Source organism: Rhodocyclus purpureus (assembly GCF_016653115.1).
GTDB classification, from domain to species: domain Bacteria; phylum Pseudomonadota; class Gammaproteobacteria; order Burkholderiales; family Rhodocyclaceae; genus Rhodocyclus; species Rhodocyclus purpureus.
This window is the reverse complement of the sequence record NZ_NHRX01000016.1, coordinates 44,800-61,273: the sequence shown is the minus strand read 5'-3', so window position 1 is coordinate 61,273 and position 16,474 is coordinate 44,800. Positions and strand designations below refer to the sequence as shown.

At 66.5% G+C, this 16,474-nt stretch carries 12 protein-coding genes and 1 tRNA gene; 10 read left to right on the top strand and 3 right to left on the bottom strand.

What is annotated here, in order from left to right; all coding sequences use genetic code 11:
* Window positions 1–122 precede the first annotated feature (122 nt).
* The 5 genes from CCR84_RS03150 to CCR84_RS03130 all read left to right on the top strand — a co-directional run bounded on the left by CCR84_RS03150 (window position 123) and on the right by CCR84_RS03130 (window position 5,840).
* Entirely contained in the window at window positions 123–443 is a 321-nt protein-coding gene (locus CCR84_RS03150; RefSeq protein WP_201209488.1) for a hypothetical protein, read from the top strand.
* Between the two features lie 25 nt (window positions 444–468).
* Window positions 469–1,053, top strand: coding sequence for a transcription elongation factor GreB (greB, locus tag CCR84_RS03145; protein WP_201209487.1), 585 nt, complete (start codon window positions 469–471; stop codon window positions 1,051–1,053).
* A 285-nt stretch (window positions 1,054–1,338) separates the two neighbouring features.
* Window positions 1,339–3,702, top strand: a complete 2,364-nt coding sequence (locus CCR84_RS03140) for a DNA translocase FtsK (protein ID WP_242508509.1) — start codon at window positions 1,339–1,341, stop codon at window positions 3,700–3,702.
* A gap of 169 nt (window positions 3,703–3,871) precedes the next feature.
* Window positions 3,872–4,513, top strand: coding sequence for an outer membrane lipoprotein periplasmic chaperone LolA (gene lolA / locus CCR84_RS03135; protein WP_201209485.1), 642 nt, complete (start codon window positions 3,872–3,874; stop codon window positions 4,511–4,513).
* A gap of 7 nt (window positions 4,514–4,520) precedes the next feature.
* A complete protein-coding gene (locus tag CCR84_RS03130; RefSeq protein ID WP_338052554.1) occupies window positions 4,521–5,840 on the top strand; it encodes a replication-associated recombination protein A in 1,320 nt (439 codons plus the stop codon).
* A 154-nt stretch (window positions 5,841–5,994) separates the two neighbouring features.
* On the opposite strand, the gene malQ is transcribed toward CCR84_RS03130, so the two are convergent.
* Window positions 5,995–8,196: a 4-alpha-glucanotransferase gene (gene malQ, locus CCR84_RS03125; RefSeq protein WP_201209484.1), complete on the bottom strand. Its 2,202-nt coding sequence runs from the start codon at window positions 8,194–8,196 to the stop codon at window positions 5,995–5,997.
* Between the two features lie 260 nt (window positions 8,197–8,456).
* Between malQ and serS the strand changes: the two genes are divergently transcribed.
* Window positions 8,457–9,752: a serine--tRNA ligase gene (gene serS / locus CCR84_RS03120; RefSeq protein ID WP_201209483.1), complete on the top strand. Its 1,296-nt coding sequence runs from the start codon at window positions 8,457–8,459 to the stop codon at window positions 9,750–9,752.
* A gap of 2 nt (window positions 9,753–9,754) precedes the next feature.
* Here serS and mltF read toward each other — a convergent pair whose 3' ends face one another.
* Window positions 9,755–11,158, bottom strand: coding sequence for a membrane-bound lytic murein transglycosylase MltF (gene mltF / locus CCR84_RS03115; RefSeq protein ID WP_201209482.1), 1,404 nt, complete (start codon window positions 11,156–11,158; stop codon window positions 9,755–9,757).
* Window positions 11,159–11,194: 36 nt separating this feature from the next.
* Here mltF and CCR84_RS03110 point away from each other — a divergent pair.
* From CCR84_RS03110 to CCR84_RS03100, 3 genes are all read left to right on the top strand, one after another.
* Window positions 11,195–11,282 (top strand) — tRNA-Ser (locus CCR84_RS03110).
* Between the two features lie 494 nt (window positions 11,283–11,776).
* Window positions 11,777–14,077: a nitric-oxide reductase large subunit gene (locus CCR84_RS03105; protein ID WP_201209481.1), complete on the top strand. Its 2,301-nt coding sequence runs from the start codon at window positions 11,777–11,779 to the stop codon at window positions 14,075–14,077.
* A 77-nt stretch (window positions 14,078–14,154) separates the two neighbouring features.
* The gene (locus CCR84_RS03100; RefSeq protein ID WP_201209480.1) at window positions 14,155–14,571 is read left to right on the top strand and encodes a DUF488 domain-containing protein; all 417 of its coding nucleotides are present in this window, start codon (window positions 14,155–14,157) and stop codon (window positions 14,569–14,571) included.
* Window positions 14,572–14,624: 53 nt separating this feature from the next.
* Here the strand turns inward: CCR84_RS03100 and CCR84_RS03095 are convergent, their stop codons facing one another.
* Window positions 14,625–15,122 (bottom strand): thermonuclease family protein, encoded by a 498-nt coding sequence (locus CCR84_RS03095; RefSeq protein WP_207186193.1) that lies wholly within the window; start codon window positions 15,120–15,122, stop codon window positions 14,625–14,627.
* A gap of 690 nt (window positions 15,123–15,812) precedes the next feature.
* Here CCR84_RS03095 and CCR84_RS03090 point away from each other — a divergent pair.
* A complete protein-coding gene (locus CCR84_RS03090; RefSeq protein ID WP_201209478.1) occupies window positions 15,813–16,439 on the top strand; it encodes a hypothetical protein in 627 nt (208 codons plus the stop codon).
* Window positions 16,440–16,474 lie beyond the last annotated feature (35 nt).

The window sequence follows — 16,474 nt, the reverse complement described above, 5'->3', positions numbered from 1 at the left end:
CCGAGCGAAAGTCGGGCAAAGATTATAGCGGATCGGCGTCCGCCGCCCGGGGCCGATGGTCGGCGAAAACGAATAGAATATGCGGGCAACCCGAATGGGTGCGATCACCGAGGAGGAGAGCGATGCAGACTCACTTAATCGTGTCTTTCGGCAAAGACCGGGAATACGAGTTCAAGATGTCGTCGGCCAGTCTGGCCAAGGGAAACGCGGACGAGGCCAGGCGCTGGTTCGACCGCGAGTTTGCCGATCTGGAGTGCGAGCCGGGCAATCCGATGGGCAAGGTGCTGATCATCGACAAGATCCTGAACGTCGCGCGCTACGGCGGCGAGCAGCGCTTTGCCGATGGCCAGGATTGGGCGGAGTGCTTCGCACGCAATGCGGCGCTGGCGCTCGGGCGCGACATGATCCGTGTCGACGTGCCCGGCTTCACCATCGGTTATTAAGCGGCGCTTCGGGTCAAGGGAGAGCATGAGCAAGGCATTCACGCGCGAACGCGACGACGAGGATGAGGACGGGGAAGCCGCGGCGACGCCCTTGCCGCCGGGAACGCGCAACTACATCACGCCGGGCGGGCACGCCCGCCTCAAGGACGAACTCGATCACCTGCTGCGCCTCGAGCGCCCGCACGTGGTCGAGGTCGTCGCTTGGGCGGCATCGAACGGCGACCGCTCGGAAAACGGCGACTACCTCTACGGCAAGAAGCGGCTGCGCGAGATCGACCGGCGCATCCGCTTCCTGACCAAGCGCCTCGACATCGCCGAGATCGTCGATCCCTGCGCGCGCGAGGCGACCGACCAGGTCTTTTTCGGCGCGACGGTGGTCGTCGCCGACGAGGCGGGAGACGAGCAGCGCTACCAGATCGTCGGCGTCGACGAGACGGATTTCGCGCACGGGCGCATCAGCTGGGTGTCGCCGCTGGCGCGCGCGCTGATCAAGTCGCGCGAGGGCGACCGGGTCCGCTTCATGAGCCCGGCCGGCTGGCGCGAGATCGAGGTGGTCGAGGTCAGCTACCAGCGCATCGACCCGATCGGCGCCGTCGATCCGGGGCGCTGAGGGGCGATTGCAGCGGGTGGGCTGCGTGCCTGCCGGCCTGACCACGCGGTGATCTCCATGCCGGATGGTTTTCGTGGGGCGGCGGCAGGCGCGTAGTATTCGGGTCTGCCGGCTCTCCCTCGTCTTGTCCGGGAGCAGGGTGGCTGAGTTGGCGCGCCGCTGCCAGCTTCGGCGCCGGGGCTATAATCCGGCTTCTCCTGCCAGGACTGGATGAACGGCGCCGTCGCCGGAACGTCCATGCCGTGTGGCCTCACCTTCGCGGAACCCGATCCTCTGCCGATGCTTCTGTCTTCAAGGAACTCTAAGCGCACGGGCGCGACCCCCACCCCGCTGCCCGACAAGATCGTCGGCGTGCTGCGGGAGGCGCGCTGGCTGGTGGCGGTCGCGCTCGCAGCCTTCCTGGCGATTGCGCTGTGGGGCTACGATCGCGTAGACCCGGGCTGGTCGAACGCAGTGCCGGCCACGGTCGTGCACAATCCGGCCGGACGCACCGGTGCCTGGCTCGCCGACCTCCTGCTCTACCTGTTCGGCCTGTCGGCATGGTGGCTGATCGTCCTGCTCTTCGTACTCGTCGGGCGCGGCTACCGGCGCCTCGACGGTAGCCGCAGCAGCGACCGGCGGCCCTTGCTGATCGCGCTGGCCGGCTTTGCCGGCGTGCTCGTCTCCAGTTCGGCGCTGGAATCGCTGCGCTTCCATTCGCTCGGCGCGACCTTGCCGCTGGCGCCGGGCGGGATGTTCGGCCTCGAGGCGGGGACGGCAGCGGGCCGTTATCTCGGCTTCACCGGCGGGACGCTGCTGCTCGTCGCCGTCTTCTTCGCCTGCTGGGGCGTGTTCACCGGGATGTCCTGGATCGCAGCCGCCGAGCGCGTCGGCGGCTGGATCGAGGACGGCGTCCTCGCGCTGCGCAACGCCGGCGAGCGCTGGCGCGACCGGCGCATCGGCCGGCAGACGGCGCGGCAGCGGGAGGCGGTGGTCGAGGTCAAGAAGAAGCGCAGCGAGGTACAGGAGCCGGTTCTGGTGGTCGATGCAGCGCCGGCGCCGCCGCCCGCGCCGTCGGTCCTGGCGGCGGCGGCCGCCTCGGCGGCTGCCATGCCGCGTTCGAGCAAGGTCGACCAGCGCATCAAGCGCGAACTGCAGCCGGCGCTGTTCCCCGAGACGGAGGTCGGCGGCACGCTGCCGCCGCTGAACCTGCTCGAACCGGCGCCCGCGCAGACCGAGCGTCCGGCCGCCGACGTCCTCGAATTCACGGCACGCCTGATCGAGCGCAAGCTGGCCGACTTCGGCGTCACCGTGAAGGTACTCGCTGCCTATCCGGGGCCGGTGATCACGCGCTACGAGATCGAGCCGGCGGTCGGTGTCAAGGGTTCGCAGATCGTCAATCTGGCCAAGGATCTCGCGCGCTCGCTGTCGCTGGTGTCGATCCGCGTCGTCGAGACGGTTCCCGGCAAGTCGTGCATGGCGCTCGAACTGCCGAATCCGCGCCGGCAGACGGTGCGACTCTCGGAAATCCTGTCGAGCAAGCCCTACCTCGAATTCCCGTCGCCACTGACGATCACCCTCGGCCAGGACATCGGCGGCCTGCCGGTGGTCGCCGATCTGGCCAAGATGCCGCACGTGCTGGTTGCCGGGACAACCGGCTCGGGCAAGTCGGTCGGCATCAACGCGATGATCCTCTCGCTGCTCTACAAGTCAGAGCCCGATCACGTGCGCCTGATCTTGATCGACCCGAAGATGCTCGAACTGTCGATCTACGAGGGCATCCCGCACCTCCTGGCGCCGGTGGTCGTCGACATGAAGCAGGCGGCCAACGCGCTGTCGTGGTGCGTCGCCGAGATGGAGCGGCGCTACAAGCTGATGTCGGCGGTCGGCGTGCGCAACATCGCCGGCCTCAACCAGCGCATCCGCGAGGCGGAGAAGGCCGGCGAGAAGCTGCCGAACCCGCTGTCGATCACCCCGGAAACGCCCGAGCCGCTGTCGACCATGCCCTACATCGTCGTCGTCATCGACGAGTTGGCCGACCTGATGATGGTCGTCGGCAAGAAGGTCGAGGAGCTGATCGCGCGTCTGGCGCAGAAGGCGCGCGCCTCGGGCATCCACCTGATCCTGGCGACGCAGCGGCCGTCGGTCGACGTGATCACCGGCCTGATCAAGGCCAACATCCCGACGCGCATCGCCTTCCAGGTCTCGTCGAAGATCGATTCGCGCACAATCCTCGACCAGATGGGCGCCGAGGCGCTGCTCGGCCAAGGCGACATGCTCTACATGGCGCCGGGAACCGGCTACCCGACCCGTGTCCACGGCGCCTTCGTCGCCGACGACGAGGTGCACCGCATCGTCGATTACCTGAAGACGACCGGATCGCCCGACTACGTCGATGGTGTCCTCACCGGCACTGCCGACGACGAGGAGGGCGGCGAGGGTGGAGAGGACGGCGATGGCAGCGATGCCGAGGCCGACCCACTCTACGACCAGGCTGTCGAGGTGGTGCTCAAGAACAAGCGCGCGTCGATCTCGCTGGTGCAACGCCACCTGCGCATCGGCTACAACCGCTCAGCGCGGCTGATCGAGGCGATGGAGAAGGCCGGGCTGGTCTCGGCGATGGATGCGCGCGGCGGTCGCGAAGTGATCGCGCCACGCAGGGAGGAGTGATGGACGTGGAAACGGCAGTTGGCCACGAAATTCACGAAAAGACACGAAATCGTTCATGGGGTTCGACGCGGAGTGGAAACAACCCGATAGGTTAGATACTGAACGACCGCAACCCCATGTTTTGTTTCGTGGCTTTCGTGTTTTTCGTGGCTGAAAAGAGGTTTCAAGGATGAATCAACAGAGGTTCCTGCGCCGGGTCGCGTTGGTCGCCGTGCTCGGCGCCGCACTGCTTGCGGGTGCCGGCGCTGCCCGGGCAGCGGCGATCGAGAAGCTGCACCGCTTCCTCGATGCGACGAAGACGGTGCGTGCCGAGTTTACGCAGACGGTCGTCTCGCGCGACGCGCGCAGCCGGCAGCAGTCGTCGGGCGTGATGCTGTTCGCGCGGCCGGGCAAGTTCCGCTGGCAGGTCGACAAGCCCTACAGCCAGTTGCTGGTCGGCGACGGCGAACGCGTCTGGATGCACGACCCGGACCTGCGCCAGGTGACGGTGCGGCGCATGGGCGACGCGCTCGGCAGCACGCCGGCAGCGCTGCTCGCCGGTGACGGGGCGTTGGAGAAGCGCTTCGCGTTGCGGGAAGGCGGCGAGGCGGAAGGGCTGGAGTGGGTCGAGGCGACCCCGCGCAACGCCGACACGGGCTTCGAGCGCGTGCGCATCGGTTTTGCCGGCAACGAGCTGCGCGCGATGGAACTCTTCGACAACTTCGGCCAGACGACCCGGCTTTCCTTCTCGCGGCTCGAGAAGAACCCGACGCTGGCGCCGACCCTGTTCCGCTTCACGCCGCCGGCCGGCGTCGACGTGATCGGCGAGTGAGCAGGCCGTGAGCGCACAAGCAGGCGACCTGTTCGGCAAGGAACCCGCGGCACCGCTGGCCGAGGCCCTGCGCCCGCAGACGCTCGACGAGGTCGTCGGGCAGACGCACCTGCTCGGCGAGGGCAAGCCGCTCAGGCTCGCCTTCCAGGCCGGCAAGCTGCATTCGATGATCCTATGGGGGCCACCCGGTGTCGGCAAGACGACGCTGGCCCGACTCACCGCCGCTGCCTTCGGTTGTGAGTTCATCGCGCTGTCGGCGGTCTTCTCCGGGGTCAAGGACATCCGCGCGGCGATGGAGCAGGCCGAGCAGAACCTCGCGCACGGCCGGCGCACCATCCTCTTCGTCGACGAGATCCACCGCTTCAACAAGGCGCAGCAGGACGGGCTCCTGCCCTTCGTCGAGTCCGGGCTCGTCACCTTCATCGGCGCGACCACCGAGAACCCGTCGTTCGAGGTGAATTCGGCGCTCTTGTCGCGCGCGCAGGTCTATGTGCTCAAGCCGCTCGCCGAGGAGGAGTTGAGGCAGCTGTTCGGGCGCGCGCACGAGCGCGTGTTCGCGCATCTCGACTTCGACGACGCTGCCATCGACACCCTGATCGGCTACGCCGACGGCGACGCGCGCCGTTTCCTCAACCTGCTCGAACAGTGTGACACCGCCGCCAGGGCCGCCGGCGTGCGCCAGATCGAGGCCGCCTTCGTCGGCAACGCGCTGACCTTGAACGCGCGCCGCTTCGACAAGGGCGGCGACAGCTTCTACGACCAGATCTCGGCGCTGCACAAGTCGGTGCGCGGTTCGCACCCCGACGCCGCGCTCTACTGGCTCAGTCGCATGCTCGACGGCGGCGCCGACCCGAAGTACCTGGCCCGGCGCATCGTGCGCATGGCCTGGGAAGACATCGGCCTCGCCGATCCGCGCGCGATGCAGATCGCCAACGACGCGGCGGAGACCTTTGAACGGCTGGGCTCGCCCGAAGGCGAACTGGCGCTCGGCCAGGCCGTCATCTATCTCGCCGTTGCCGCCAAGAGCAACGCCGGCTACATGGCTTACAACCAGGCGCGCGCCTTCGTGCAGAAGGACAGGAGCCGCGAGGTGCCCGTGCATCTGAGGAACGCGCCGACCAAGTTGATGAAGGAACTCGGCTACGGTCACGCCTATCGCTACGCGCACGACGAGCCGAATGCCTATGCAGCCGGCGAGACCTACCTGCCCGAGGGGATGGCCGAGCCACGCTGGTACCAGCCGACGCCAAGAGGGCTGGAGGCGAAGATCGGCGACAAGCTCTCCTTCCTCGAACAGCTCGACCGCGAGGCGAGAGCGAGGAAGTAGGCGCAAGCGCCCGGCGTTTTGTGCCCATTCGCGGCTGCCGCCGCTGCCACGAGAGATCGAGGGCGCAGCTTCCTGTGGGACGGCCATAAGGCCCGACGCGCCGGGTACGTCGCTGCCGCCTTGATTGAGACGGCAGCGACGCTCGCCCCGATCTTCAGCGCGTGCCGCGCTCCTGGCAGATAGCGGCGACGTTCTGCTGGAAGCGTTGGTCGGCACTCCAGTCCTCGAGCTCGACCGCGATCCGGCGCGACCAGTTGGGATGCAGGTCTTCTTGCGTTCCCGGCAGGTTGGCCTGTTCGCGGCTGCCGAACAGGTCTTCGGCCTGGACCACCAGCACTTCCGACGGCGTGCGCGCGAGGAAACGGTGGATCGCGGCGATCAGCGCGGTGTCGGCCGACTCCGGCGCGCTTCGGTCGATGCCCTCCGACTCGGGCTGCAGTCCCTCGCTTGCCAGGACCTCGAGCACGCGCCAGCGGTCGTGCGCGCGGCCGGCGACGAAGCGCTCGCGCGCTTCTTCCGACGGGAACAGTCCGCATTGCGCCTGCGCGTCGAGGTCGGCACCGGCCCAGAAGCCCGTCAGCGTCGGCAGATCGTGGGTGCTGGCGGTGACCAGCGCCTGGCGTGGATACTCGCCCGGACGCGCGAAGCTGCCGTCGTGCCGGCGCGCGAAGATGAACGGGCGGTAGGAGAGCAGGCAGGCGGCGGCGAGGCGCTCGCGGAAGCCTTCCGGGACCGTCCCCAGGTCCTCGCCGATCACCAGGCACTCGTTGCGCCAGCTCTCCAGCGCGACGATCGCGAGCAGGTCGGCGAACGGGTAGTCGACATAGACGCCGTGGCAGGCGTTGCCGCCGCCCGGAACCCAGAACAGCCGCTGCATCGACATCGCGTGGTCGATGCGGATCGCGCCGGCGTGCTTCATGTTCTCGCGCAGCACCTCGATGAACGGCGCGTAGGCGGTCTCGCGCAGGCGGCGCGGGATGAAGGGATGAAGGCCCCAGTCCTGGCCCTGCCGGGCGAGGTCGTCGGGCGGCGCGCCGGTACTGGCGCAGCTGGCGAAGACGCCCTGCCAGCACCAGGCTTCGGCGCCGCCGGGGTTGGCGCCGACGGCGAGGTCGGTATAGAGGCCGACCGCGAGCCCGCAGCGCCGCGCCTCGGCGGCGACCTCGGTCAGCTGCGCCTCGGCCGACCATTGCAGCCAGGCGAAGTAGTCCACCGCGGCAGCGTGCTCGGCAGCGGAGGCCGCGACGGCGGGACTCTGCGGATCGCGGTAGGCTTCCGGCCACGCCGGCCAGCCCCAGACCCGCTCGTCCTGCGCGCAGAAATGCGCCTGCAGCGCCTCGAACAGCGCGTGCTTCTGCAGCGGACCGTTGGCTTCGGCACGGTAGCGGCGGAATTCCCGAACGTGCGGCGAATCGGCGGGGAGGCTGCAGAAGTGCTGCCAGAGCAGTTCGATCACCTCGCGCTTGGCCGCGGCGACGGCCGGATAGTCGACCAGCTCGCGCGAACGCAACTCGCGCAGGCGCGCCTGGAATTCGGGCGAGGCGACCTTCTCGCGGGCCGCCGCGCACCCGGCATACTCGGGCATGGCCTCGACGTCGAGGTAGAGCGTGTTCAGCGCGGCCCGGCTCGACGGGCTGTAGGGGCTGATGTGCGCAGGGTTGTCGGAAAAGAGTGCGTGCAGCGGATTGAGACCGACGATGTCGCCGCCGGCCTGCCCGGTGATGCCGACCAGGCGGCGCAGGTCGCCGAAGTCGCCGATTCCCCAGTTGGCGTGCGAGCGCAGGCCGTAGAGCTGGACGGCCGGTCCCCACACGCGTCCGCCATTGCGGATCGCCGGGGGCAGGTAGCTCTGCGCCGGTGCGACGATCAGCGGCATCGTCGTCCAGGCGGCGCCGTCCATGTCGAGCAGCAGGCGGTGGTAGCCGGGCAGGTCCAGCGACGGCAGTTCGAGCAGCCGGCGTGAAAAGGCCTCTCCGCCGATGTTGCGCTCGCCGAGCGGGTGCAGGTGCGCGGCAGTGAAGTGTCCGCTGGCGAGGATGGCGCCACCCTCGCCGCCGTCCTCGGCCTGCACGCGCCAGCCGAAGCCGCGCTCGCAGTCGGCGCGCCGCAGGTTCAGTTCGAGCCGCAGCGACTCGCCACAGCGCACGACCTTGACCGGCGGCAGCGGATGCAGCCACTCCGCGTCTTCGAGTTGCGCGCGGATGGCGTCGGGCGCGAGCCGATCGACCGGCAAGTCCATCGCGGCGAGCAGGGTGCGTCGGGTGTCGTCGCTGGCGGGATGCCAGTGGCCCCAGATGTCGTGGAAGCCGTCGGCGATGCCGCAATACGCGGCCAGGGAGTGCAGGGTGTGGGTCATGGACGGGTGGAGGTCGGGCTGCGGAATTCCCGATGATATCCCGAGAGCAAGGCGTCTGTGCGGCTGTTTGCGCAGCTGTTTGCGCGCCTCAGCCGGCGAACCGGGCGCAGCGGGCGATGCCCGGACTTCATGCCACGGCCACGCGCCCGGCTCGCTTATAATTGACGGTTTTCCCTGCAGCGCGCCTTGCGCGCGGCCGGCGGAACGAGGCATAACGAGGCATAACGAGACAGAACGAGACAGAACGACAAGGACCGACCATGCTCGACATTCAATTGCTCAGAAACAGGCTCGACGAAGTCGCCACACGTCTCGCGACGCGTGGCAAGGAATGGGATTTCAGCGACTTCATCGCGCTCGAAGGCGAACGCAAGTCCTTGCAGGCGCGCACCCAGGAATTGCAGGCGCAGCGCAATGCACTCTCGAAGACGATCGGCCAGCGCAAGGCGAAGGGCGAGGACGCCAGCGACGTGCTCGCCGAGGTCGCCGCGCTGAAGAGCGAACTGGAAGCGAGCGAAGAGCGCCTCAACGCGCTCCTGCCGCAGATCGAGGCGATCGTCGCCGCGATCCCCAACCTGCCGCATCCGAGCGTCCCCAGCGGTCGCGACGAGAAGGACAACGTCGAGGTGCATCGCTGGGGAACGCCGCGCGCCTTCGATTTCCCGGTCAGGGACCACGTCGATGTCGGCGAAGGCATAGGCCTGCTCGACTTCGCGACCGCGGCGAAGATCACCGGCTCGCGCTTTTCCCTGCTCAAGGGGCCGCTGGCGCGCCTGCACCGCGCGCTCGCGCAGTACATGCTCGACGTGCATACGCTCGAACACGGCTACACGGAACTGTACGCGCCCTACCTCGTCAACGCGGCGAGCCTGTTCGGCACCGGCCAGTTGCCCAAGTTCGAGGCCGACCTGTTTCGCGTTCCGCGCCAGGCCGAAGACGACGGCGAGGCGGTCGAATCGCTGTACCTGATCCCGACCGCCGAGGTGCCGGTGACCAACATCGTGCGCGGCGAGATCCTCGCGCGCGAGGCGCTGCCGCTCAAGTTCGTCTGCCATACGCCCTGCTTCCGCTCGGAAGCAGGCTCCTACGGGCGCGACACGCGCGGGATGATCCGCCAGCACCAGTTCGACAAGGTCGAACTGGTGCAGGTCGTCCTGCCCGAGCATTCGGAAGCGGCGCACGAGGAACTGACGCGCCACGCCGAGACGATCCTCGAACGGCTCGAACTACCTTACCGCCGCGTGCTCCTGTGCTCGGGCGACATGGGCTTCTCGTCGGCGAAGACCTACGACCTCGAAGTCTGGCTGCCGGCACAGAACACCTACCGCGAGATCTCCTCCTGCTCGACCTTCGATGCCTTCCAGGCAAGGCGCATGCAGGCGCGCTTCCGGGGCGAGAAGAACAAGCCTGAACTCGTGCACACGCTGAACGGATCGGGCCTTGCCGTCGGCCGCACGCTGGTCGCGATCCTCGAGAACTACCAGAACGCCGACGGCAGCGTCACGGTGCCGACCGTGCTGCGCCCCTACCTCGGCGGCTGCGAGCGCATCGGCTGAATTCAGCCTCCCGCCGGCGGCGCGCGCAGGCCGGGTGGCTTGCCGCGCCCGAGCGGCGCGATGTCGCCGGCGTTCACCGCCGGCTCGTGGCGCATCAGGATGTCGGCGAAGATGCGCACGTTCTCGACCAGGAGCACCGCCTCGCCGCCGCGCGCGGGCTTGGTCCTCAGCTTCTCCGCGACGCTCGGCCGCGACAGTTGCGGCAGGACCGACTTCATGTCGTACCAGGAATCCGGATTGCTGCGCAACTGGCCGGCGAGGCGGCGCGCGTTCCTGACGTGTCCCATGCCGATGTTGTAGGCCGCTAGGGCCAGCCAGACGCGGTCGGGCTCCTTGACCGACTGCGGCAGTTCGTCGCGCAGTTCTGCCACATAGCGTGCCCCCGCGAGAATGCTGGCGCGCGCGTCGAGCCGGTTGTCGACCTGCAGGTGGTCGGCAGTCTCGTTGGTCAGCATCATCATCCCGCGCACGCCGCGCGGACTGGTCGCCAGCGGGTCCCATTGCGATTCCTGGTAGGCGAGGGCGGCGAGCAGCCGCCAGTCGATCCCGCTCAGTGCCTGCGCCTCGTGGAAGAATTTCCGGTACTTCGGCAGCAGGCTGCGCGTGCGTTCGCGGAAGATCGCGAGGTCGACCTGGTCGAGTCGCTCGATATGACCGAAGTAGCGGTCCATCAGCCGGGCCAGGGTGCCGTCGCCGGCAACCCGTTCGAGGAATGCGTTGGCACGCTCGATCAGTTTGTCGCTGGTCCGCGGCGCGAACAGCCAGGCGATCGGCTGTTCGCCACCGATTTCCAGGTCGCCGACCAGTTCCGGGTAGAAATTGACCGCGATGCGGTAGACGGCGCGATCGACCAGCGCGGCGTCGCGGCGACGGTTTGCGACTGCTTCGAGCAGGTCCATCGACGAAGCCGTGGCGTCCTCGCGCAGGTTGAGTTGCGGCACCTGCTCGCGCACGCCGCGCAGCAGCGCCGCCTGCTGTGACCCCGCCCTGACGTCGACGGTCCTGCCCTGGAGCCGGCCGATCTCGCCGATCGGCAGGGCAGCCTCGTGCATGACCAGGAGGCTCGACGTCCGCGTGTAGCTCCGGCTGGAGCGCAGGCTGCCATCGCCACCGGTGAGCCAGGCCGCAGCAAACTGTGCCTCGTTCTGCCGCAGCCTGCGCAGCACGTCGTCCTCGTCGGCGGCGACGATGAAGCGCACCGGTATCCCCAGGTCCTCGGCGAACAGTTCTGCGAGGTCGTGCTCGAAGCCGACCGCGCCGACGCCGGCTTCGCTGCCGTAGGTGGTCGGCCCTTCGCGCGTCAACACCTGCAACTCGGCCGGCAGATCCGACGCAGTGGGAGCGCGTTCGCCCTCGCCGCAGGCTGCCAGCAGGGTGAGCGCAAGAAAGAGGATAATTTTCTTCAAATTTTCCGATCCGGTGCTATAATAGCGGCTTCGAGCGGAGAGGTGGCAGAGTGGTCGATTGTACCTGACTCGAAATCAGGCGTACTGCAAGGTACCGTGGGTTCGAATCCCACCCTCTCCGCCAATCATTCTGAAGAATGCCCTTGAAAACCAAGGGCATTTTTTTCGTCCTGGCGTCGGCCGGGAGCTTGCCGAGAGGACGCGCTGCGCCATCTCCCCGCCGCAGTATGCACGCGCGCGCGGCAATCGACAATCGACGGCGAACATGACTCGTCGCCGTGACCGGGTCGCGCCGTCCTGCGTGGCCCCCGGACTCCTGCTTACGCCCGTCCGGCCGATGTGGCAGGATACGACCTTCACATCATCCCCCCCCATCGCGCTGACGCTCGCCGGCAAGCGAGTGGAACGAAGCCAAGATCGCTGCACGACAGCCTGGCCGAGCTTGCGGCCGGGATCTGTGAGTGACTTCGACTGCTGCGCCTGTCGCGTCACGCGCCAATAAGAATCATGGCGAGCTTCGCCGCCCAGGCCATGAAACGCGCGGAAACTTCGTGTTGCTTCTATAGTTATGTAGTTATGACGTAGAGCTCGCGAAACTGTCGGGCGGGAGGCGATCCCATGAATGCAGGCGGCGTTACGCAAGCTTTGACCGCTGCAGACGACCAGCCGCTTTCGCCGTGGTGGTTGCTCACGGTATTGATCGTGATGGCGCTGGGGTTCGCCGGGCTGATCTCGATCACGATGCTCGCCTACCGCAATGCGCCGCCGATTCCGGCGCGGGTGGCGGACCCTCAGGGTGTCGCGCTGTTCACTGGCGACGATGTCCGCGACGGCCAGGCTGTCTTTCTCAAGTACGGTCTGATGAACAACGGCAGCATCTGGGGGCACGGTGCCTATCTCGGTCCGGACTATGCGGCCGACGCACTCCATCGGATCGGGGAGAGCACCGCCGGGACCCTTGCACAAGGGCGATACGGTCAGCCTCTGGCGGCGCTGAGCGCTGCGCAACTGGCATCGGTCCGCGCCGAAGCGGTGTTGCTGCTCAAGACCAACCGTTACGACGAAGTCAGCGGAACGCTGCAGCTGACCGACGCGGAAGCGGTGGCCTTCGGGCAGCAGCTGGGTTACTGGACCGACTACTTTCGAGATCCTTCGCGCAACGGCGGCTTGCAGGCTGACCTCATCGCGAATACGGCCGAGTTGCGTCAGCTTGCCGCCTTCATCAGCTGGGCGGCGTGGGCTTCGGTGGCCATGCGTCCCGGCGAGGCGTATTCCTACACGAACAACTTTCCTTACGATCCCATCGTCGGCAACGTGCCTACTTCCGGGATGCTGCTGTGGAGCGCGCTGAGCCTGGTGGTGCTGCTGGCCGGCATCGCGGCGGTTCTCCTGGCGTTCGGGAAATTCGATTACCTGGGCTGGGCGACCCGCGCACAGCATGTTCACGCGCGGCTGCTCCCGGGGCGATCCAGCCGGGGCCAGCAGGCGCTGGTGAAATACTTCGTGATCGTGGCGCTGCTGTTGCTGGCGCAGGCCCTGGTGGGCGGGGCAGTCGCCCATTACCGCGCGGACCCGGGCAGCTTCTACGGTTTCGATCTGGCGCGCCTCTTCCCCAGCAACCTGATGCGCACCTGGCATCTGCAGTTGGCGATCTTCTGGATCGCCACCGCCTACGTCGCCGCGGCACTTTTCCTCGGCCGCTTGCTGCGCGTCGACGAACCGCCCTGGTTCGCTGGCGGGGTGCACGCGCTGTTCGTTGCGTTCGTGTTGGTGATCGGTGGCAGCCTCTCGGGCGTGTGGATGGGGATCTCCCAACAGCTCGGCCGCTGGTGGTTCTGGATCGGCAACCAGGGCTGGGAGTATCTCGAGCTCGGCCGCCTCTGGCAGTACCTGCTCGTGGCGGGCTTGCTGGTATGGTTCGTGATGCTGGGGAAATTGGTGCGGCCGGACGGGCTGGCGGATCCGGCGTCGAGGCCGATCGTTCGGATGTTCCTGGTGGCCGCCCTGGCGATTCCCGTCTTCTATGTGCCCGCGCTGTTGTTCGATGCCAGGACCCACTTCACGGTGGTCGATACCTGGCGCTTCTGGATCATCCATCTGTGGGTGGAAGGCTTCTTCGAGTTCTTCGCCACGACGGTGGTCGCGCTGATCTTCGTTCAACTCGGTTTTACCGGACGCAATGTCGCGCTGCGCGTCATCTATCTCGACGCCATACTCTACTTCATCGGCGGCGTGATCGGTACCGGCCACCATTGGTATTTCACCGGCCAGTCCGGCTTCACCATGGCGCTGTCGGCGATATTCTCCGCGCTCGAGGTGGTTCCGCTGACCTTGCTGACGCTGGACGCCTGGGATTTCGTCCGCACCACGCGCGGACGGTCCGAGGGAGTAGGCAAGGCGATCGCGATGCCGCACAAATGGACCTTCCATTTCCTGATGGCGGTGGGCTTCTGGAACTTCACCGGGGCCGGCATGTTCGGCTTCCTGATCAACCTGCCGATCGTCAGCTACTACGAGGTCGGCACCCTGCTGACGCCCAACCATGGGCATGCCGCGCTGATGGGCGTCTTCGGCATGCTGGCGATCGCGCTGATGGTGTTCGTGCTGTGCCAGTCCAGCGACAACGCGTGCTGGTCGGGCATCGAGAAATACGTCGCGCTCGCTTTCTGGGGAACGAACATCGGCCTGGCGATGATGGTGTTGTTGAGCCTGTTCCCCGGTGGCGTCCTCCAACTCTGGGACGTGCTCGAGCACAGTTACTGGCATGCACGCAGCCTGGACTATACGGGGAGCGACCGTTCACGCCTGATCGAGTGGCTAAGACTGCCCGGCGACATCGTGTTCATCGTTTTTGGCGTCGTGCCCCTGGTCATCGCGTCGATCAAGGGCTATCTCGGCATGCGCGCGGCGGGGCGGTAATGAAGGCACGGCCATGCTCGCCATCGGCAACACTGCGTTGGCGATTGCCACAGTAAAACTTGAATCGGGAGCGCAAAATGATTCTGGTCAAGCGTGTCCATGATCCCGCGGATACCGGCGATGGCAGGCGCTTCCTCGTCGATCGCCTCTGGCCGAGAGGCATGCGCAAAGAGGCCTTGCTGCTCGATGAATGGCTCAAGGATGTGGCGCCGAGCGCCGAGTTGCGCACCTGGTTTGCCCACGATCCGCTGAAGTGGGACGAGTTTCGCCGTCGCTACCATGCGGAACTCGACGCGAAGCAGGGGGCCGTGCAGCTGCTCCTCACCGCGGCGCGGAACGGCAACGTCACGCTGCTCTTCAGCGCGCACGACGTCGAGCACAACAACGCGGTTGCGTTGCGCGAATATGTGGAGGCCGCCCGGACGAGGAGCGCGGGCTTGGCGTCAGGTCCCACATCCTTGCATGAATTGACGAACGCGTCGTCACGGGGATAGCTGCTTGCTCAAGTGGAATGAACAATGTGAGACCTGACCCCACGCTCTGAGCCTCACCCCCTGCGCCGTTTCGCAGCTCGCCACTCCCACGGCCGCTGTTGCGCGCCGCCGGTCCGCCAGATTCCGCGCCGCTGCGCTTCCGCGTCTTCCTGCGCCATGTAATAGACCGGGTCGGCGCAGTACTGCGGATAGACCGCAGCCCAGCCTGACTGCACCTGGTCGAGATTGAGGTTCACGCCATCGGGCTGCAACAGGACGCCGATCGTGCGCTGGCGCCGGTCGCGCTGTCCGGGGACCCTCAGCAGCTCGACCGAACTGCCCGCAGGCAGGCGCTCGCGCAGGAAATCGCGGCTGATCCTGCCCCACGGTTTCTGCCCGATCTCGGGCGCGTCCACGCAGTAAAGCCGGACCTTCACGATCTGGCCGGCGCAGTCGAGCGTGCAGGTATCGCCGTCGTGACAATGATCGACACGGCAGGATTCGGCCCGGAGACTGCTGGCGGAGAGGATGCCGATGACGGCGGCGACGAGAACGGCGATGTGGCGTGGCAAGTGTTTCAGTTCTTCAGATGCAGATGCGCGCATGGGCCAAGGTCGCGCATTTTGCCATCGCTTTTCGCTCGCCGGGTTTGTCACGGCGAAAAGTTCGCCGAGTGCAACGCTGCGTGAGCTAACCCGAGCCCACTTAAGTCGCTGTGAGACAAGGTTTGAACGAACTCGCCAATGATGCCAATGGAGTACAATGAGTGCGCTCTGTCGGGCGACGATACAGGCGGCTTCCGTAACGTAACGCAGCATGTACGGCATGCCGCCGCACTAGCCGGGGAGTGCAGGGCATGGCGGCAGTAGTCCCGTCGTTGCATCGAGTGACGAACACCTCGTCGCGAGCTAGATACCGGTCAGACGACACCGTGAACTGACACCATGCTTCCCCTTGGTCTATTGGGCCAGCTGTTGTTCGAGCAACTTGCAGACTTCGCCGCAATACTTGTTGAGGCACTGATATGACAAAAGGTGACGCAATTCATCCGAACGCACCTGCTGGTCCCGGAGGGCCAGGAGCATTCCGCAGATCAACAAGCTGACGCCTCCCAGCGAAAACGATACCAAGGCTTACCTCGCTCAACTGAACGCCGCGGGCGTCGATCTCGACGAAAGCGTCAAATCCCAGATCGATGCCCTGATGAAAGCGGTGGAAGCGAGCGAGGGGCTCATTCCAGGCATAGAGATTGTGAGACTTCCGTGAAGCGCTGGATATGTCTCGGTCTTGTTTGCGCCACTTCCGTAGTCCTCGCCGCACAGGAGGTGGAACTAGGGTGCAAGCGCCTGCGCGTCGTTCTGGATGAGCGGCTGAGCCCTGAAGTCGTCGAAAGTGAATGGGGAAGCGGGAATCCTCGTTCCGAGGCATCGGCAACACTGGAGCTTGTCGGCTGCGCGGGAGAGGTGCTGGATCGTTTTCCTCTTGAGACACCCTTGGCGCGACTCGACCCCGTGCCCGTTCGCGGCGCTCCACATCCCACTTATCTGGTATCGACCGATTTGACCGTCGAAGCCGGTTCATACAATGGGCCGTTGACCATTCCGGTGCAGGTCGTACGCGACCATTTGCAGGCGGCAGTCGCTCGATCCGCTGACAAGCGTATCGAACCAATACGCTTGACGCTGACCGGCAAATCAGCATGGAAAAGGATTGCAAACGGCCGTGTTGACGACCTGCTCCTCGTCAGTTGTCAGCCCGCGGGGCGGGGCTTCGTGACTTCTTATCGGCGCTTCCACCCATCAGCTCAGGGCTGGAGGGTGAAGCTGCGCACCCTGGAGGGCCTATGGGAATCGGATGGCAAATTCCCGGAGCGGAATCGCTTTCCCTAGGCGGCTACAAGCGCCCACTCCCTTGCGTAGCACCC